At 45.7% G+C, this 16,711-nt stretch carries 15 protein-coding genes; 11 read left to right on the top strand and 4 right to left on the bottom strand.

What is annotated here, in order from left to right:
* Window positions 1–195 precede the first annotated feature (195 nt).
* Both ushA and CAG69_RS16510 read left to right on the top strand, forming a co-directional pair.
* Window positions 196–1,884, top strand: a complete 1,689-nt coding sequence (gene ushA, locus CAG69_RS16515; protein ID WP_041852973.1) for a bifunctional UDP-sugar hydrolase/5'-nucleotidase UshA — start codon at window positions 196–198, stop codon at window positions 1,882–1,884.
* Between the two features lie 414 nt (window positions 1,885–2,298).
* Window positions 2,299–2,520 carry a hypothetical protein gene (locus tag CAG69_RS16510; protein WP_005393249.1) on the top strand — a complete coding sequence of 74 codons (222 nt, stop codon included), beginning with the start codon at window positions 2,299–2,301 and terminating at the stop codon, window positions 2,518–2,520.
* A 98-nt stretch (window positions 2,521–2,618) separates the two neighbouring features.
* Here the strand turns inward: CAG69_RS16510 and CAG69_RS16505 are convergent, their stop codons facing one another.
* A complete protein-coding gene (locus CAG69_RS16505) occupies window positions 2,619–2,867 on the bottom strand; it encodes a DUF1289 domain-containing protein (RefSeq protein WP_048626242.1) in 249 nt (82 codons plus the stop codon).
* Window positions 2,868–3,077: 210 nt separating this feature from the next.
* On the opposite strand from CAG69_RS16505, the gene CAG69_RS16500 reads away from it, so the two are divergent.
* The 9 genes from CAG69_RS16500 to CAG69_RS16460 all read left to right on the top strand — a co-directional run bounded on the left by CAG69_RS16500 (window position 3,078) and on the right by CAG69_RS16460 (window position 13,404).
* The gene (locus CAG69_RS16500; RefSeq protein ID WP_161445215.1) at window positions 3,078–3,524 is read left to right on the top strand and encodes an META domain-containing protein; all 447 of its coding nucleotides are present in this window, start codon (window positions 3,078–3,080) and stop codon (window positions 3,522–3,524) included.
* A gap of 466 nt (window positions 3,525–3,990) precedes the next feature.
* A complete protein-coding gene (locus tag CAG69_RS16495; protein WP_161445213.1) occupies window positions 3,991–5,151 on the top strand; it encodes an ABC transporter substrate-binding protein in 1,161 nt (386 codons plus the stop codon).
* 9 nt (window positions 5,152–5,160) lie between these two features.
* A complete protein-coding gene (locus CAG69_RS16490) occupies window positions 5,161–6,870 on the top strand; it encodes an ABC transporter permease (RefSeq protein ID WP_161445211.1) in 1,710 nt (569 codons plus the stop codon).
* Window positions 6,836–7,483: an ATP-binding cassette domain-containing protein gene (locus tag CAG69_RS16485; RefSeq protein ID WP_161445210.1), complete on the top strand. Its 648-nt coding sequence runs from the start codon at window positions 6,836–6,838 to the stop codon at window positions 7,481–7,483. Before CAG69_RS16490 ends, CAG69_RS16485 begins: the two co-directional genes overlap by 35 nt.
* Window positions 7,476–8,087, top strand: a complete 612-nt coding sequence (locus CAG69_RS16480; protein WP_161445208.1) for a CDP-alcohol phosphatidyltransferase family protein — start codon at window positions 7,476–7,478, stop codon at window positions 8,085–8,087. The genes CAG69_RS16485 and CAG69_RS16480 overlap by 8 nt, the downstream gene beginning before the upstream one ends.
* Window positions 8,088–8,210: 123 nt before the next feature.
* Window positions 8,211–8,690 (top strand): glycine zipper 2TM domain-containing protein, encoded by a 480-nt coding sequence (locus CAG69_RS16475; protein WP_005393265.1) that lies wholly within the window; start codon window positions 8,211–8,213, stop codon window positions 8,688–8,690.
* Window positions 8,691–8,902: 212 nt separating this feature from the next.
* Window positions 8,903–10,432 (top strand): nitric oxide reductase transcriptional regulator NorR, encoded by a 1,530-nt coding sequence (gene norR, locus CAG69_RS16470; RefSeq protein ID WP_161445205.1) that lies wholly within the window; start codon window positions 8,903–8,905, stop codon window positions 10,430–10,432.
* Window positions 10,433–10,606: 174 nt separating this feature from the next.
* Window positions 10,607–12,268 carry a hydroxylamine reductase gene (gene hcp, locus CAG69_RS16465; protein WP_161445203.1) on the top strand — a complete coding sequence of 554 codons (1,662 nt, stop codon included), beginning with the start codon at window positions 10,607–10,609 and terminating at the stop codon, window positions 12,266–12,268.
* An 80-nt stretch (window positions 12,269–12,348) separates the two neighbouring features.
* Window positions 12,349–13,404: a hybrid-cluster NAD(P)-dependent oxidoreductase gene (locus CAG69_RS16460; RefSeq protein ID WP_161445201.1), complete on the top strand. Its 1,056-nt coding sequence runs from the start codon at window positions 12,349–12,351 to the stop codon at window positions 13,402–13,404.
* A 92-nt stretch (window positions 13,405–13,496) separates the two neighbouring features.
* On the opposite strand, the gene CAG69_RS16455 is transcribed toward CAG69_RS16460, so the two are convergent.
* The 3 genes from CAG69_RS16455 to CAG69_RS16445 all read right to left on the bottom strand — a co-directional run bounded on the left by CAG69_RS16455 (window position 13,497) and on the right by CAG69_RS16445 (window position 16,606).
* Entirely contained in the window at window positions 13,497–14,429 is a 933-nt protein-coding gene (locus CAG69_RS16455; protein ID WP_161445199.1) for a class I SAM-dependent methyltransferase, read from the bottom strand.
* 31 nt (window positions 14,430–14,460) lie between these two features.
* A complete protein-coding gene (locus CAG69_RS16450) occupies window positions 14,461–15,153 on the bottom strand; it encodes a TIGR01621 family pseudouridine synthase (protein ID WP_021449260.1) in 693 nt (230 codons plus the stop codon).
* Between the two features lie 82 nt (window positions 15,154–15,235).
* Complete coding sequence (locus tag CAG69_RS16445) at window positions 15,236–16,606, bottom strand: sodium-dependent transporter (protein WP_043884644.1); 1,371 nt, start codon at window positions 16,604–16,606, stop codon at window positions 15,236–15,238.
* Window positions 16,607–16,711 lie beyond the last annotated feature (105 nt).

Here is a 16,711-nt window from a genome sequence, read left to right as displayed (position 1 = left end):
CTTCACAAAATAACCCCCTCCCTCTAATTTCAATATACTAAAAACTATTTCTGTTTAATTGGAGACGTAGTTTGCAGGCTTATTAATTCATGTCTCCGATAGAAGTATAAATAAGAGATAGATCACTAAAGTTTCACATTAATTCCGTATATTTCACGCCGTAACAATAACAAAATCACAAAGAAAGGATCCCTTATGAAGTTTTCCAAATCTCTTTTGGTAATGGCAGTGGGCGCTGCGCTAGCAGGATGCGGCTCAGACAGCGATAATTCTCCAGTAACCTGCGAGACTGCAGATTCTTGTACTAAGTTCACCGTTCTCCACACTAACGATAACCACGGTCGCTTTTGGCATAACAGCGACGGCGAATATGGCATGGCTGCGCGTCACACTTTAATCGAATCTATTCGCGCAGAAGTCGAAGCAAAAGGCGGTGAAACCATTCTGCTATCTGGCGGTGATATTAATACCGGCGTACCAGAATCAGACATGCAAGATGCGGTTCCAGACTTCGTAGGGATGAACCTACTTGGTTACGATGCAATGGCTGTCGGTAACCACGAGTTTGATAACTCACTAGATATTCTCGACATGCAAGCTGAGCTAGCTGACTTCCCTATGCTGGCTGCGAATATCTATAAGAAAGATACCAATGAGCGTTACTTCGACCCTTACAAAGTATTTACTATCAACGGCCTTAAGATCGCTGTTATTGGTCTAACCACCCAGGACACAGCGAAGCTCGTTAATCCAGACAACGTATCAAACATCCACTTCGAAGACCCTCAAGTTGAAATCAAAAAAGTACTTAAGGAAATCGAAGAAAACGAAAAAGTAGACCTAGTATTTGCAACGACGCACATGGGTCACTACCAAGATGGTAACAATGGTAGTGAAGCACCAGGGGACGTGAAGCTCGCTCGCTCTCTTGAAGAGGGACAACTAGACGCTATCATCGGTGGTCACTCACAAAACCCAGTGTGTATGGAGCCAGGTACCAATGAGTATGCTGATTTCAAACCTGGTGATGATTGCGCGCCAGACCAACAAAAAGGCACTTGGATTATGCAAGCGCATGAGTGGGGTAAATATGTGGGTCGTGCGGACTTCGAATATTACGACGGTAAGCTTCACTTAGCGAACTACGCACTGATTCCTGTAAACCTTTTGGACGACAACGATGAAGTGATCGGTGAACGCATTCAACAAGATGCGACGGTAAAAGCGTTACTACTGCCATACCAACAGCAAGGTCAAGAGTTATTAGATGAGAAGATTTCTAATACGACGGGTAAGTTAGAAGGTGATCGTAACGTAGTTCGCTCTCAACAAACTAACCTAGGTCATCTACTGGGCGAAGCATACCGTACTTACAAAACGGTAGGTGCTGACTTTGGTGTGATGAACTCTGGCGGTGTGCGTGATTCAATCCAAGATGGTGATATCACTTACCGTGATGTACTAACCGTTCAGCCATTTGGTAACTTCGTGACTAAAGCAACTATGACAGGTAAAGAAGTTAAAGAATACCTAGATGTGGTTGCGACGAAATCTGCAGGCTCTGGTGCTTACGCTCAACTAGATAACATCACTTTAGATGTAAATTGTGATGCTGGCTCAGTAACCATTACCGACATTAACAATAAAGGCTTCGATCTAGACGCAACGTACACATTCTCTGTAATCAGCTTCAGTGCTGCTGGTGGCGATAACTATCCAATCATCGATGTTCAATCTACCCAGCTAACCGATGCATACGTTTTACGTGAGTTCTTCGTAAATAACCCACAGATCTCTGCGGATAGCTACAACAAGAACTTAGAAAACATCAAGTACTTCAGTAACGGTCAAGCTGTGAAAGGTTGCCCGGCAACTAATAGCTAAAAACACCTTACACTCTGACGTGAAGAGCTTTTAGAAGTTGTTCCGTCAGAGCCTCCCTAAAAACCGAAGCGTGACGCTTCGGTTTTTTTATTTTCGTTAAAGTGCTGAAAATTATCGCCCTTCATAAAGTGTTCAAAAATTATTCATTTGTGTTGTTGACGCCCATGTGCTGGGCTTCTATGTTTGATAAGGTCTTTCGAAAATACAGATTCATCAACTAACTTTTCGCTATGAAGTTTCGTAGCTTAGTGGATGATTCTAGGAAAGATGTGAATGGCGTTACAAACACTGCTCTCAAACAATTTGTCTTTTTGACCTAAAACGAAGGTGATTCGCCGCCAAGCGTTCACCAATGAGCAGCGATCTGGACGTCAATATGTTCAAACTGCTGCCATCGAGTTCAGGAGGTCAAAAATGAAACGAGCCAGCAATAGCTACAGACTTCAAATGATCAAAGAAGTGGTTACCCGTAGAGAGCGCGAAGCTTGCACGGATCCTATGGCGAGATACATTCATCAGCTGATGGATGAACGCCCGACAAGTAAATTAGATGTTGAATTCAATCATCGATTTTCAGGAAGCCACTTTGACGAACATGCTGGGGGATGGGTCAGTGACCGTTGGTCAATGAAGTAGCGCTAATTTAACGAGTTTGCCTTACACGCACCGCATAGTAAGAGCTAATACAGTCCCGGCTCATCATTGATTATTGCCGAGCCGGGATAATTCGAAATTTAAAAGAGATTTTGCTGTGGTGATAATTCTTCTTGAGACTCTTCTGCCTTTCCCTTCCCTGCCAATACCTTTCTTCTATAGCGCTGACGGCATAGCTTAATTACATGCAACTGTTGAGCAGGCGTATAAGTGAGCCAGTTAAATCGCTCTTCTCTTTTACGCATACATCCTTTGCAATACCCTTTTTCGTCCACACTACAAATACCAACGCAAGGGTTTGGGACGGTAAAAAACTCTAGTTGCTCCATGCTCTAACCGTTTTTTGCTCGCTGTGCTGTAATGATATTATAACGACTTCAATATACGCTCCCAACAGTGCTATACATCTTGCACCTTGAAGCCGTTTGAGTATATAAACTGGACTCTGTCACAGTAATACGAAACTATTACCTTATGCTGACAAAAACAGTGTTTTATTACCTATACTTACCACGTTTTCTAAAAACGGAGTCTATAAAATGAAGCTTAGCCTAAAAACGTTAGTTACAGCAATCTCTCTTCCTGTTCTTATGACTGCATGTGCTAGCAACGGTGACAATGTGAAAGAAATTACGGCTCAAGATTTACAGCACCATAATTGGGAGCTGGTTCAGATTGATGGTAAAAACATCGAATTAAAAGAACGTCAGCAAGCGCCTCGCTTAGAAATCGGAGAAAATCTGACTGCAAATGGTAACGCGGGGTGCAACAACTTCTTTGGTCAAGCTGAACTAAAAAACAATCAACTACGCATCGAAAAAATGGGAATGACCATGAAGATGTGTATGGATGACCAAATGAAAATTGAGCAAGCGATGTCTGAAACTCTTACTGAATGGAGTGATATAACGCTAACCAAAGAAGGGCTAATGCTTAAAAATGACGTTCACGAACTAACGTTTCAGTTGCGTGATTGGGTAAACTAAGTCCCATTTCATATTCTAAGAGCAGCCATAAAATGGCTGCTTTTTTTATGCCTCCTAATCCATATCAAAGCAGGCAGGATGTCTGTTTCGCACGTTTCGGTTAGCAAAATCGTTTAAAACGACAAACTCTTTCCCTCTTTACGCCCTCAACGCCACGTCTACGACGCGGGTTCAGTCTTCCAAATCAACATATCGAAATTGCTTGAGGACAATAATTTTCAATTACTTGAAAGAATATCGTCAAACAAGCGGTCTGCTCTTGTATACCTAAAACGACACCAGAATTGTCCTTTCTTCGTTTTGCTTCACATTGAGAATAATTCTTTGAATCAATGAGTGATTCCGTTTGGGATTGCCATTGATAATAGAGAGAGATGGATTACTATCCTTGTAACAAAGCGGAGCGACTTGTTTAGACGTCAATAACGCCGGAAACGAGAATAAAAAGACATAACACGGAATAGATATGAAAAAGCTACTCAGTACCGTTGGCATTTTAGCCACCACTTTCGCGACATCTTCTTTTGCCAACTCATCGGTTGCTAGTGAATGGCAAAAAATCGAACAACAAGCCGACGGACAATCCGTCTACTTTCATGCTTGGGGCGGAAGCCAAGAAATTAATCGCTACATCCAGTGGGCGAGTAGAGAGCTAAAATCGCGTTATAACGTGACGCTAAACCACGTTAAAGTCACCGATATTTCTGAGACCACCACTCGACTTATCGCAGAAAAAGCCGCAGGTAAAAACAACGGTGGCAGTGTTGATATGGTTTGGATCAATGGCGAAAACTTCAAATCAATGAAGGATAACCAATTGCTGTTTGGTCCTTTTGTTGAAGGTTTGCCAAGCTGGCAATACGTCGATAAATCATTGCCAATTGATGTGGATTTTTCAGAGCCGACTGAAGGTCTGGAAGCACCTTGGGGTGTGGGGCAATTAGTGTTTATCCATGATGAGCAAACCCTGCATAACCCTCCTCGATCATTCGCAGAAATGCTGAGTTACGCAAAAGCGTTTCCAAATCGCCTAACTTACCCTCGCCCACCAGAGTTTCATGGCACAAGCTTTATTAAAGCACTGTTAATTGAGTTGACCAACAACGATCCCGCTTTACAAAAACCAGTCACTGGTGAAACATTTGAGCAAATCACTCAACCGCTGTGGGCTTACCTAGATGAGTTCCATAAAGTCGCTTGGCGCGGTGGTAAACAGTTTCCAGGCGGTACAGCAGAAACCCTTCAACTACTGGATGATGGTCAGACTGACCTGGCAATTACCTTTAACCCGAACGCGGTTTTCTCTGCGCAGTCGAGCGGTAATCTTGCAGAGAGCACCAAAGCGTATGCGATGGACGCAGGTGCACTCTCAAACATTCACTTCTTAGCGATTCCTTGGAACGCAAATGCCAGTGCTGGTGCGCAAGTTGCGATAAACTTTTTATTGAGCCCTGAAGCACAATCTCGCAAAGGTAACCTTAACATCTGGGGCGATCCTTCAGTGCTAAGCAGCCAATACCTAACAGGTTCGGCTAAACATACTCAACAATTCAAATCTATCGCTGAGCCGCATCCAAGCTGGCAATCTGCCTTAGAAAAAGAATGGTTGAAACTCTACGGAAATTAATAAGAGCCCATGTTAAGAGCGCTATATTTAGTCATTATCGCAGTTTGTATTTTGCCTACCATTCCGGGACTACTCGGAGTGGTGGTCTCTGCGCTCGGTTATGTGCCTCCTATCGGCTTGCACCACTTTTCTTTAGATGGCTTTAACGCTGTTTTTGATTGGGAGGGTGTTTGGACATCCATCGGGCTTACTTTCTACTCTGCCATTTTCAGTAGCTACTTGGCTTGCTTGATCACATTTGCGATTTTGCAAGCATCGTGGGGCAGCAAGTTTTGGCGAAAAATTGAAGTAAGCCTCTCACCACTTCTTGCCATGCCGCACGTAGCGTTTGCGATTGGCTTTGCGTTCTTGTTTGCCCCAACTGGTATGGGCGTTAGGGTTCTCAACCAACTGTTTGGTTACGATCCCAATGCGCAAACGGTGAATGACTTAGCATTGCTGATTAAAGATCCGCATGCACTCGGTTTGATCATCATGCTTGCGATTAAAGAAGTGCCGTTTTTATTGTTGATGAGTATTCCAATTCTTCAGCAATTGAAAGTCGATAAGATTGAAAAAGTCAGTCACTCAATGGGCTACAGTTCGGCGCAAGCGTGGTGGAAATGCGTGTTCCCACAGTGGATAGCAAAACTGCGCTTTCCAATGCTGGCGGTATTGGCTTACAGCTTGTCGGTTGTCGATGTTGCATTGATTATTGGCCCCACCAACCCACCAACATTTGCGGTTTTGGTATGGCAGTGGTTTAACGACCCAGATTTATCGCTACTACCAAGAGCAGCCGCAGGCGCGGTCGTGTTGTTTGCGATCGCTAGCCTTTTGATTGGATTTGCACGCTTAATGGAATGGTGTATTACCAAAGGCTTCAAACGCTGGCAGTACTCTGGTCGAAACGGGTTTCGTTTACCCGGTAAGACCCTGTTTTCACTGATTGCGCTACTCGCACTTCTAATGATTCCACTCATGGTGATATGGAGCTTTGCTCAACGCTGGCGCTTTCCAGATTTACTACCAAGCCGCTACAGCCTGCGATTTTGGGAATATGAGTGGCACAGCATTCTTGGCACGCTGGAGCAGAGCATGCTGATTGCCGTTATCAGCGCGACCGTCGCTCTAGCCTTTGCCTTGATCGCACATGAGTATCGCCTTCGTTATCGCTGGCAGGTGCCCGGTTACATTATCGCCATCCCAATGCTGATTCCTCAGCTATCGGTGCTATTCGGTATGCAAGTAGTGACACTGTATTTTAACAGTAACGCGTATTTCTTTTGGGTATGCTGGGCGCATGTGTTCTTCGCATTCCCATTTATTTACCTCTCGCTAGACGGTCCGTGGCGCAGCTTCGACAACGGCTTAACTCGAGTCGCACTCAGCTTAGGTAAATCACCAATGCAAGCTTGGTTAAAAGTGAAACTGCCAATTTTACTACCTGCGATTGCATTCGCATGGGCGGTCGGTATTAGCGTAAGTCTGGCGCAATACCTACCGACATTGGTGCTAGGGGCTGGGCGCATTAGCACCATCACAACCGAAGCCGTTGCACTATCCAGTGGTTTTGACCGACGTGTCACCGCGATTTACGCCATTTGGCAAGCTCTGCTGCCATTCTTGTTCTTCTCTTTTGCGATACTGCTTAGCCACTTGCACAGGAAGTATCGCCGCTTGTCTATAAAAGGTTTACTACTGAATGAGTCTTTGTCTCGAAAACCTCGCCATCCGTAAAACCAATGGCGACGCGCTTTTCTCAGCGTTCAACATGACCGTAGAGAAAGGTGAAATTGTTACTCTGATGGGGCCAAGCGGTTGTGGTAAATCCACTTTGTTGGATGCCATTGCTGGACACCTCTCCGCCGAGTTCAACTACTCTGGCTCCATTACGCTTGATAACGAAAAGTTGGATGCCCTCCCTGCCCATAAGCGTCAGGTCGGTATTCTATTCCAAGACGATTTGCTCTTCCCTCATTTAACGGTGTGGGAGAACCTTGCCTTCGCGCTACCAAACTCAATCAAAGGTGAAGAGCGTAAAGCTCACGCCATGCAAGCACTGAAGAACATTTCATTGACCAAACTTGCCGAATCCTTCCCAGATCAAATCTCCGGAGGACAACGTGCCCGTATTGCTTTGACTCGTATGCTGTTGGCAAAGCCGAAAGTTGCGCTACTCGATGAGCCCTACAGCAAGTTAGATAAAGATCTGCGCGTACAATTTCGCAATTGGGTGGTCGAGCAATTGCAACAAGCGAACATCCCTACTTTGATGGTAACGCACGATGAAGACGACATTCCCAATGGCAGCCGCTGCCTAAACTGGCCGTGGGAGACAAACCATGCTTGATAGCCTGAGTATAAAGCTCATCCGCAAACCGCTGGCACTCAGTGCGACATACCTCGACAAATGTGGTATCACCGCAAATCAAACGACAGTATTTGGCTTTGTGCTTGGCTGTTTTACCCTGCCGGCTTTGATCGCCGAACAATACTTGTTGGCGTTGCTGTTTATTTTGCTGAATAGAATCTGTGATGGATTAGACGGTGCACTGGCGAGGATTCAAAGCATTACCGATGCCGGAGGCTTTCTCGATATCAGCTTGGATTTTCTGTTCTATTCCTTGATTCCTTTTGGTTTTGTGTTGGCCAATCCAGAACAAAATGCCATTGCAGGGGCATTTTTGATTTTTTCCTTCGTCGGGACTGGGAGTAGCTTTTTGGCTTTTGCCATCATGGCAGGAAAACAAGGCATCGATAATCCGGTATATAAACACAAATCCCTCTACTACATGAGCGGCTTAACCGAAGGCACTGAAACCATTGGTTGTTTGGTGCTATTTTGTTTGCTACCGCAACACTTTGCCGTCATAGCCTATATCTTTGGTGCAGCATGTTGGTTTACCACATTCACACGTATTTACTCTGGGTTTCATACGCTTAAAGGCCATTAAACCACTTAGAAGTTCATGTTGTCTTGAGAGAACAGCCGCTAAGTCACTGTTTTAAAAACACTAAAGCACATATTAAATTGGGGTATATACTCTTTGGATGGAGAGAAATCATTCGGAGGCTATATGAAAAAATACGTCAAGCTAGGTATGCTGCTCATCATGTCTTGTATTGTTATGCTTAGCGGCTGTACCTCACCTAACCCGTACGGAGATGCATACGGTTCTTCAGACACACGCAAAGTTCAGCAGGTTTACTACGGAACGATTGAAAAAGTTGAACCAGTAACCATTGATGCCTCTACCCAATCCAACGCCATAGGTACAATCGCTGGTGCCGCCGTGGGTGGTATATTAGGCTCAAAAGTCGGGGGCGGCTCTGGCTCGGATATCGCAGCTATTGGTGGTGGTCTGCTGGGTGGTTATGCCGGCAGTAAAGCCGCTGAAGCAACGGCGAAACGAAATGGTGTGAATCTGACCATTCGCTTAGAGGATGGGAAAATAATCTCTGTCGTTCAAGAAGCAAACCCAAACATGATTTTTCAGCCAGGCCAAGCCGTTCAAATCAACATGTCTGGCAATGAAGCAAGGGTTGTTCCTCGCTAATTTGAACGCGGTTACTCCTTTCCATTGGTCTGCTGTTTTGTTTCAAAGAGCTTAATCCGCGCAAGCGTACATTGCTTACTTATCGGCTTGCGCGATTCTATTTGTATCAAGTTTGATCGTCGTCAATGGAACATCAATCTCCCATACCTTTCGATGTTCAAATGACATCAAACTGCTAGCATGAGCCCATTCCAGATAACTTTGGGCTTGTTATGACTCCGACTGTTGACCACGTACTCCTTAATATCGCGCTAAACCTCAGCTCTAATCGCTCTCACGAGCAACAATATCAAAACCTCATTGATGGGGTCGCGCAAGTATTCCCATGTGATGCGAGCTGCCTGTTTATCTTCGATGAGGATGGGTTTCTGACTCCTGTCGCGGTAAAAGGCTTATCCAGCTCGGTCTTAGGTCGTCGCTATTTCCCCAAAGCGCACCCTCGTTTAGATGCCATTATTCATAGCCGAGAACCTGTACGTTTCGATGCCGATTGTTCACTGCCTGATCCTTTTGACGGCACACTATTAACCGAAGACCAGTGCATTGATGTACACGATTGCATGGGCTTTAGCTTGTATGTGGAAGGACAACTTGTTGGCGCACTAACGATGGATGCCCTAACGGTGGGCGCGTTTGATGACATTGACCCTGTCGCTATCGAAACTTTGGCGGCTTTGACCGCGGCGACATTGCGTAACATTGCTCAATTAAAAGCGCTCAAAGCACAAAACCAAAAGCAGAAAAGCGTCACTCAAACCCTTATCCAACAAGCCCGTTCCCAACATGGCGAAATGGTAGGCTTGAGCCAGCAGATCAACCAGTTACGAAACAACATTGCGACCGTTGCTCAATCAGATTACGCGGTACTTATCACAGGAGAGACCGGTACTGGTAAAGAACTGGTCGCGCACTCGGTGCACGCGCAATCTCATCGTAGCGATAAGCCGATGATTTACGTCAACTGTGCGGCCCTGCCTGAAGGTCTAGCTGAAAGTGAACTGTTTGGTCATGTAAAAGGCGCATTTACAGGTGCTAATAGCCACCGTGCCGGTAAGTTTGAACTGGCAGACGGTGGAACGATTTTCCTTGATGAAGTAGGCGAACTGCCTTTGATTTTGCAAGCAAAATTGCTGCGCGTAATTCAGCAAGGCGAGCTGCAACGTGTAGGTAGCGATCAGCATTTGATGGTCAATGTGCGCATCATCGCCGCGACCAATCGACAATTAGAAAAAGAGGTCGAAGCTGGCACGTTTCGAGCAGACCTTTTCCACCGTTTGAACGTGTTCCCAATCCAAGTCCCCCCACTGCGTGCCCGTGACGGTGATATTCCCGTTTTAGCAGGATACCTGTTAGAAAAAGTACGCCAACAATTCAATGCACCCAATCTGCACGTTCACCCTAAAGTGTTGACTCAATTGGAATCTTTACCTTGGTACGGAAACGTACGCGAGCTCGAACACACTTTAACTCGCGCGGCTTTACACGCCATTCAACAAGGTGCTAGCACGATCATGCTTAACCATTTCGACACCTCACTGGCTCTCGATGATGTAAAAAACACATCGCATTATCTGCCTAAAGAAAGCCAGCCAATGCGAGAGCTAATAGAAAGCTATCAGCGTGATTTAATTGAACATGCTTTGAGCCAAACTGGTGGCGTTTGGGCAAAAGCAGCGGAGTTTTTGCAAATGGATCGCGGGAACTTATATCGGATGGGTAAAAAGCTCGGGATCAATAAATAACCAACCACAAGAAGCCGATGTAATTAAGACATCAACTGCGTTGTCTTAATTACATCAACCACTCATCTAAAAACGATAAAATTAAATACAAATCAATAAGATAACAATTGGCACGCATTCTGCTCTCTAGTGGTCAACATCACGACTATTAAAACAATCACTGGAGAACCCAATATGTTCTGTATTCAATGTGAACAGACAATTCAAACCCCTGCTGTTAAAGGTTGTTCTTTTGCACAAGGCATGTGTGGCAAAACTTCTGAAGTATCAGACCTACAAGACGTGTTGGTTTACACACTGCAAGGGGTTTCTTTTTGGGCATCAAAAGCACTTGAATTCAATATCATTAACGATGAAATCAACCAATGGGCACCAAAAGCATTTTTCTCTACATTGACGAACGTAAACTTCGACCCTGAACGTGTCCTAGAGCTGACTTCTCAAGCTGCAACGTACAAAGCATTGCTAAAAGAGCAAGTGATGTCTGCAGCCACGCTCGCCGATACCGAAGTCGCTGACATTCCTGCTGTTGCTCACTTTGAGCTACCAAACAGCGCAGAAGCAATCTTAGCTTTTGCTCCTCAAGTTGCGGTTAACCGTGGTAAAGACCAAGTACATGAAGATGTTATTGGCCTGCGCCTACTTTGCCTATACGGACTTAAAGGTGCAGCCGCGTACATGGAGCACGCTCGTGTTCTTGAGCAAACCAACAACGATATCTATGCCGAATATCATGAAATCATGGCGTGGTTAGGTGCTGATCCTGAAGATCTCGGTGAACTACTTGATTGCTCAATGCGCGTCGGCCTGATGAACTATAAAGTGATGGAAATGCTCGACCAAGGTGAAACAACGACCTTCGGTCATCCAGAACCAACCACGGTGAACGTCAAACCAGTAAAAGGTAAATGCATTCTTGTTTCTGGCCATGACTTGCATGACCTAGAAAAAATCCTGCAACAGACTGAAGGCAAAGGCATCAACGTTTACACCAACGGTGAAATGCTGCCTGCACACGGCTACCCTGAGCTGAAGAAATACCCTCATCTCGTCGGTAACTACGGCAGCGCATGGCAAAACCAACAGAAAGAATTCGCAAACTTCCCTGGCGCAATCGTAATGACGTCAAACTGTTTGTTGAATCCAAATGTAGGTCAATACGCAGACCGTCTATTCACCCGTAGTATTGTTGGCTGGCCTGGAGTGGCTCACATTGAAGGCGATGATTTTAGCCAAGTAATTGAATGTGCTCTAGCGCAAGACGGTTTCCAACACGACGAAATCGAACACCATATCACGGTTGGTTTTGGTCGCAATGCACTGATGAACGCCGCCCCTGCGGTTATCGATCAAGTGAAGCAAGGCAACATCAAACACTTCTTCCTAGTCGGCGGTTGTGATGGTGATAAAGCGGAACGCAGCTACTACACCGATTTTACGGCTGAAGCGCCAGAAGATACGCTAATCCTGACGTTGGCGTGTGGTAAGTTCCGCTTCAACAAGAATACGTTCGGCGATATCAACGGTATCCCTCGCCTATTGGATGTGGGCCAATGTAACGATGCTTACTCTGCAATCCAGCTTGCACTTGCACTGGCGAAAGAGTTTGACTGTGACATCAATGAACTGCCACTCACGCTTGTACTTTCTTGGTTCGAGCAAAAAGCGATCGTTATCTTGCTAACGCTATTTGCATTGGGCGTGAAAGGCATTTACACAGGCCCTACTGCACCGGCATTCCTAACGCCAAACCTAATCGCCATCATCCAAGAGAAGTTCGATATGCGCAGTATTGGCAATGTTCAGGATGATCTAAAAGCCATCCTAGCAGCTTAATAAACTTGCTTGTTCGCGCCTCCTTACGCGGAGGCGCTATCTATTTCGAACTAAAAATAGCCACAACCAAAGAGATTGTTATGTTTTTTGAATGGCAAGGTAACCAACCCGTCACACTCCGTTGCATCGACAAATACTTCGAAACACACGACACCGTCAGCATCAAATTAGCCGAGCTAACAGAGTCACTTCTGTTTCAGTTTAAGCCTGGCCAGTTTATTAACTTGGGCGTCGAAATTGATGGAAAAATGGAGTTTCGTGCCTATTCAATCAGCTCGATCAATGAAGACGATCACCTTCAACTCACCATCAAACGAGTATCTGGCGGTAAAGTATCGAACTACATCGTTGACTCGCTGCTGCTCGGTGATACCGTTCAAGCATTACCACCAGCAGGCGAATTTAACTGCATCGACCATCCACCCGTGTTACGTGATGGCGAAACAAAAGCCTTGCTTATCAGTGCAGGTTGCGGCGTCACGCCCGTATATTCGATGGCAAAACACTGGCTGAGTAATCAAGATGAAAACGACAACGATGTGGACATCGCATTTCTTCATATCGCACGCAGCCCAGAAGAGACGATTTACTACGATCAACTAGAAACGTTCGACTCTGTGTATCCCAACTTCCATTTAAAGCTGTTGCTAAAAAACCGCGAAGGAACGTCACACCCACAAGGTCGTTTGAATGCCGACTGGCTTAAAGAGCTTGTTCCTGATTTCAAGCAACGCACCGTTTACCTGTGTGGTCCAAGCCAGTTTATGCAAGATGTTCACGGTTATTTGAATGACCTTGGTTTTGACATGACGAACTTCTACCAAGAGAGTTTTACGCCTGCGACTGGCGCAGAAACATCGGTCTCCGATAAAGTTGTTCGTGTTTCTGTTCCTGACTTTGCTCAAACCATCGATTCGCAAAAAGGTCAAGTATTGGCCGATGTGCTTGAAGGCGCAGGTTTACCATTAATCGTCGCTTGTCGTAGCGGCATTTGTGGCTCGTGCAAATGCAAGGTTCGTCAAGGCAACGTCTCTTCCACCAGCCTAGAAACATTAACGCCAGAAGAAATTGAACAAGGCTATGTGCTCGCCTGCTCATCAACCATCGAAGCGGATCTTGAAGTGCAGATTGGTTAGTTTTCCAAATACCAAAAGGCGCCGCGATACGTCTGTTTAGATGTTTCGCGGCGCTTTTGTTTAATTTTTCTTCTATTGCGACAGAGAGTTTTTTAGCTGAATAACAACACTTTCAATGCAGCTTCGCTGTCTACGTCCATAAACTCTGGTGGGTTATCCAGACGCTCACGGTATGTCAACTCTGGCGCTTCTTCTTTCATGCTTTCAATCAAGAAGTCGCTTGTCACAGATGGTGAATTCACACATGCCATCACTTGACCGCCGTCTGCCAACAAATCCGGCAATCGACGTAGAATCTTTTTGTAATCTTTAGTCAGCGCAAAGCTGCCTTTCTGGAATGAAGGCGGATCGATGATAATCAAGTCATACTGACCAGATTTTTTAATCTTACCCCACGATTTAAAGATATCGTGCCCCATAAAGCTTACCTGGTTGATGTTATGACCATTTAGCTTGTGGTTCTCACGACCTTTAGACAGCGACGCTTTTGCCATGTCGACGTTAACCACTTTATCTGCGCCCCCCGCAATGGCAGCGACAGAAAAGCCACACGTGTAAGCAAACAAGTTAAGCACGTTTTTATGCTTCGCATTTTCCCGTACCCAATCACGACCGTAGCGCATGTCCAAAAACAGACCGAAGTTTTGGTTGCGGCCAATATCCAATTGGTATTTCAAACCGCTTTCTTCAACGACAGGGCGAGCGTCTAATTCACCGACAAGCACTTCTGAAGGCGCACCATCGGCATAACGGTGCTGAAGAACCATAGTGCGACCTTGCTTGTCTGCCCACAGTTGTGATTGTGCCAACACATTGAGGCCGCTTTTCAGCTCAGCGAGAAACGCGTCGTCGACTTCTTTAAACAAATTGATAATCAACTGACCTTGTAACCAATCACAGGTTATTTGCTCTAGGCCCTCAAAACGGCGGCCACGACCATGAAACAGTCGACGAATTTCATTCGGAGCTTGCGCGAGCTCGGTTTCTAGATGCTGAAAGAACAGCGGAAGTTGTGATGCTTGCATCGAGTTCTCTTATTAGTTTTCTTTGTGATGGTTATTTGATCGTAGGCCAGTTCAGTTCCCAAGGGGAAAGCCAAGTATCCAAACCCTGAGAGACGATTTCACTGTGCCATTTGCTACCTAGCACTTGGTATTCTCGTGGATCGCAAACAAAGCGATATTGCTCATCTCGGTATTGGAAGCAAAGTGAAAATGCATGCAGATAACCGCGATCAGCCTCATTGCCTGCATTGTAAATCGGGTCACCAACAATACCTGAGCCAACCGATTTTAATGCCACGCGGATTTGATGCGTTTTACCAGTGTGTGGCTTACATAAAAATAGGCGCTCTCCTGGCTCTGCCGCAAGAGAGAAAAACTGGGTAACGGCTGGGTTATTTTTGCTGTTGACCAGCTTCCATGATGAACGGCGCGAACGCTCCATATCACCAACGACCAAACCTTGTTTCTTTTTCGGCTTTTTAGAGCCAATCGCCAGATAGAACTTTTCCACTTGGCGGTCAGCGAAGGCTTGCGATAACGCACTGGCCGCTTTGGCGTTGCGTCCGAGGAGCAGAATACCCGATGTCATTTTATCCAAGCGATGGATCAGATAGAGCTGCTCATCACCACTCTGCTTAGCCACTTCTTGCAGCAGCATTGTGTCGCCATCGTCTTTATGAACAGAGACGTTGGGATGCTTATTGATGATCAGAAAATCGGGATGGGTATGTAGAATATCGAACATAAAAAAACTGGCTCCACGTTTGGAGCCAGCAGTATACATAAGTTATCGGACAAAGCTATCGAGGCTTGCCCCAAGGCCTGAGCTAGAGCTTTCTAGAGAAAATACCAGCAAGACCAATGATCGCGATACCCAGCAGCATGATTTCACCTTTGCCACTGTCAAAGCCAGACTTAATCCCCATGAAGGCAACAATAGCGATCGCAACAGGAATCAAGTATTTAACTAGGTTGTACCACAATCCAAATAGCGGGAAAGATACTTCGCCGTCATTAGTGATCTCTTTTTCTAGCTCAGCACGGCTTAGGCGCCATCCTGCAAAGATACAAACCAACATACCACCAACCGCTAGGAAGATTTTGTCCGTTAGTAAGTCGAAGATATCAAAGGCACCGGTACCGAACAGCGTTGGCCCCATTCCACCTAACGATAGTGACGCAAAGATACATAGTGCCGCCATGACAGCACTTGCAGACAGAACAGCGTTAGAGCGCTTCATGCCTTTCTCGTCGATTAGGTAAGACACGACAACTTCCAGTAATGATACAGAAGAAGTTAATGCCGCCACCGTCAAGCCGATGAAAAATAGCAACGCGAATAGCAACCCAATCACACCGCCCATTTCAGCAAATAGTTGAGGAACGACAACGAATACAAGACCTGGGCCTGCCGCAGGTTCCATGCCGAAGGCAAACATAGCTGGGAACATAGCAACACCAGCAAGAATCGCGACACCTGTATCCATCGCAGTAACCATACCGGTTGTTTGAACTAGGTTCTCTTTCTTCTTCAGGTAAGAACCGTACGTCATCATACAGCCCATACCTAAGCTAAGTGAGAAGAACGCCTGCCCTAGTGCAGCAAGAACCACATTGCTATCGACTTTAGAAAAGTCCGGCATGAATAAGAACTCAAGGCCAGCCATTGCACCTGGCAGCATCAAGCCTTTAACAGAAACAACGATTAGGATTAAGAACAGAAGCGGCATCAGAACCTTACCGGCTTTCTCAATACCACCCGAAATCCCTTTCATCACAATCATGACGTTAAGGAACAGGTAAACACCCATCCACATTAAAGGTTGAATCGGATCTGAGATGAAACCACCAAAGCTGTCGCCAATTGCTTCTGGCGCGCTGAGTAGACCACCGCCCACTTTAAAGATGTAGGCCAATGCCCAACCACCAACCACTGGGTAGAAGCCCATGATCAAAAGACCACTGAAGACTCCCATAACGCCAGTGAACGTCCAGCGTCGGTCAGTTGTTTTGAATGCACCTACGGCAGAAAGACCTGTCTTACGACCAATAGCGAACTCTGTCAGCATCACGCTAAAGCCGATAAAAATAACAAAGATAAGGTAGATAGCAACGAATGCACCGCCGCCACTCTCACCCGCTGTGTAAGGGAATTTCCATATATTGCCTAAACCGACAGCGGAACCCGCTGCTGCCATTACGAAGCCTAGTTTAGACCCCCACGTATCACGTGGTGCTGCTGTATTAGTTGTAGCCACGCTTTTTCTCCAAAATTAGTTTGTTGTGTATGCATAGAGATAGGC

The organism is Vibrio sp. V43_P6S15P86 (assembly GCF_009904725.1).
Taxonomy (GTDB): Bacteria; Pseudomonadota; Gammaproteobacteria; order Enterobacterales; family Vibrionaceae; genus Vibrio; species Vibrio diabolicus.
This window is presented reverse-complemented; position numbering and strand designations above follow the sequence as displayed.

What these genes read in the sequence shown, in the direction of transcription:
- ushA (WP_041852973.1), top strand. Translation starts at nt 196, where the DNA reads ATGAAGTTTTCCAAATCTCTTTTGGTAATGGCAGTGGGCGCTGCGCTA.
- CAG69_RS16510 (WP_005393249.1), top strand. Translation starts at nt 2,299, where the DNA reads ATGAAACGAGCCAGCAATAGCTACAGACTTCAAATGATCAAAGAAGTG.
- CAG69_RS16505 (WP_048626242.1), bottom strand. Translation starts at nt 2,867, where the DNA reads ATGGAGCAACTAGAGTTTTTTACCGTCCCAAACCCTTGCGTTGGTATT.
- CAG69_RS16500 (WP_161445215.1), top strand. Translation starts at nt 3,078, where the DNA reads ATGAAGCTTAGCCTAAAAACGTTAGTTACAGCAATCTCTCTTCCTGTT.
- CAG69_RS16495 (WP_161445213.1), top strand. Translation starts at nt 3,991, where the DNA reads ATGAAAAAGCTACTCAGTACCGTTGGCATTTTAGCCACCACTTTCGCG.
- CAG69_RS16490 (WP_161445211.1), top strand. Translation starts at nt 5,161, where the DNA reads ATGTTAAGAGCGCTATATTTAGTCATTATCGCAGTTTGTATTTTGCCT.
- CAG69_RS16485 (WP_161445210.1), top strand. Translation starts at nt 6,836, where the DNA reads ATGAGTCTTTGTCTCGAAAACCTCGCCATCCGTAAAACCAATGGCGAC.
- CAG69_RS16480 (WP_161445208.1), top strand. Translation starts at nt 7,476, where the DNA reads ATGCTTGATAGCCTGAGTATAAAGCTCATCCGCAAACCGCTGGCACTC.
- CAG69_RS16475 (WP_005393265.1), top strand. Translation starts at nt 8,211, where the DNA reads ATGAAAAAATACGTCAAGCTAGGTATGCTGCTCATCATGTCTTGTATT.
- norR (WP_161445205.1), top strand. Translation starts at nt 8,903, where the DNA reads ATGACTCCGACTGTTGACCACGTACTCCTTAATATCGCGCTAAACCTC.
- hcp (WP_161445203.1), top strand. Translation starts at nt 10,607, where the DNA reads ATGTTCTGTATTCAATGTGAACAGACAATTCAAACCCCTGCTGTTAAA.
- CAG69_RS16460 (WP_161445201.1), top strand. Translation starts at nt 12,349, where the DNA reads ATGTTTTTTGAATGGCAAGGTAACCAACCCGTCACACTCCGTTGCATC.
- CAG69_RS16455 (WP_161445199.1), bottom strand. Translation starts at nt 14,429, where the DNA reads ATGCAAGCATCACAACTTCCGCTGTTCTTTCAGCATCTAGAAACCGAG.
- CAG69_RS16450 (WP_021449260.1), bottom strand. Translation starts at nt 15,153, where the DNA reads ATGTTCGATATTCTACATACCCATCCCGATTTTCTGATCATCAATAAG.
- CAG69_RS16445 (WP_043884644.1), bottom strand. Translation starts at nt 16,606, where the DNA reads ATGGCAGCAGCGGGTTCCGCTGTCGGTTTAGGCAATATATGGAAATTC.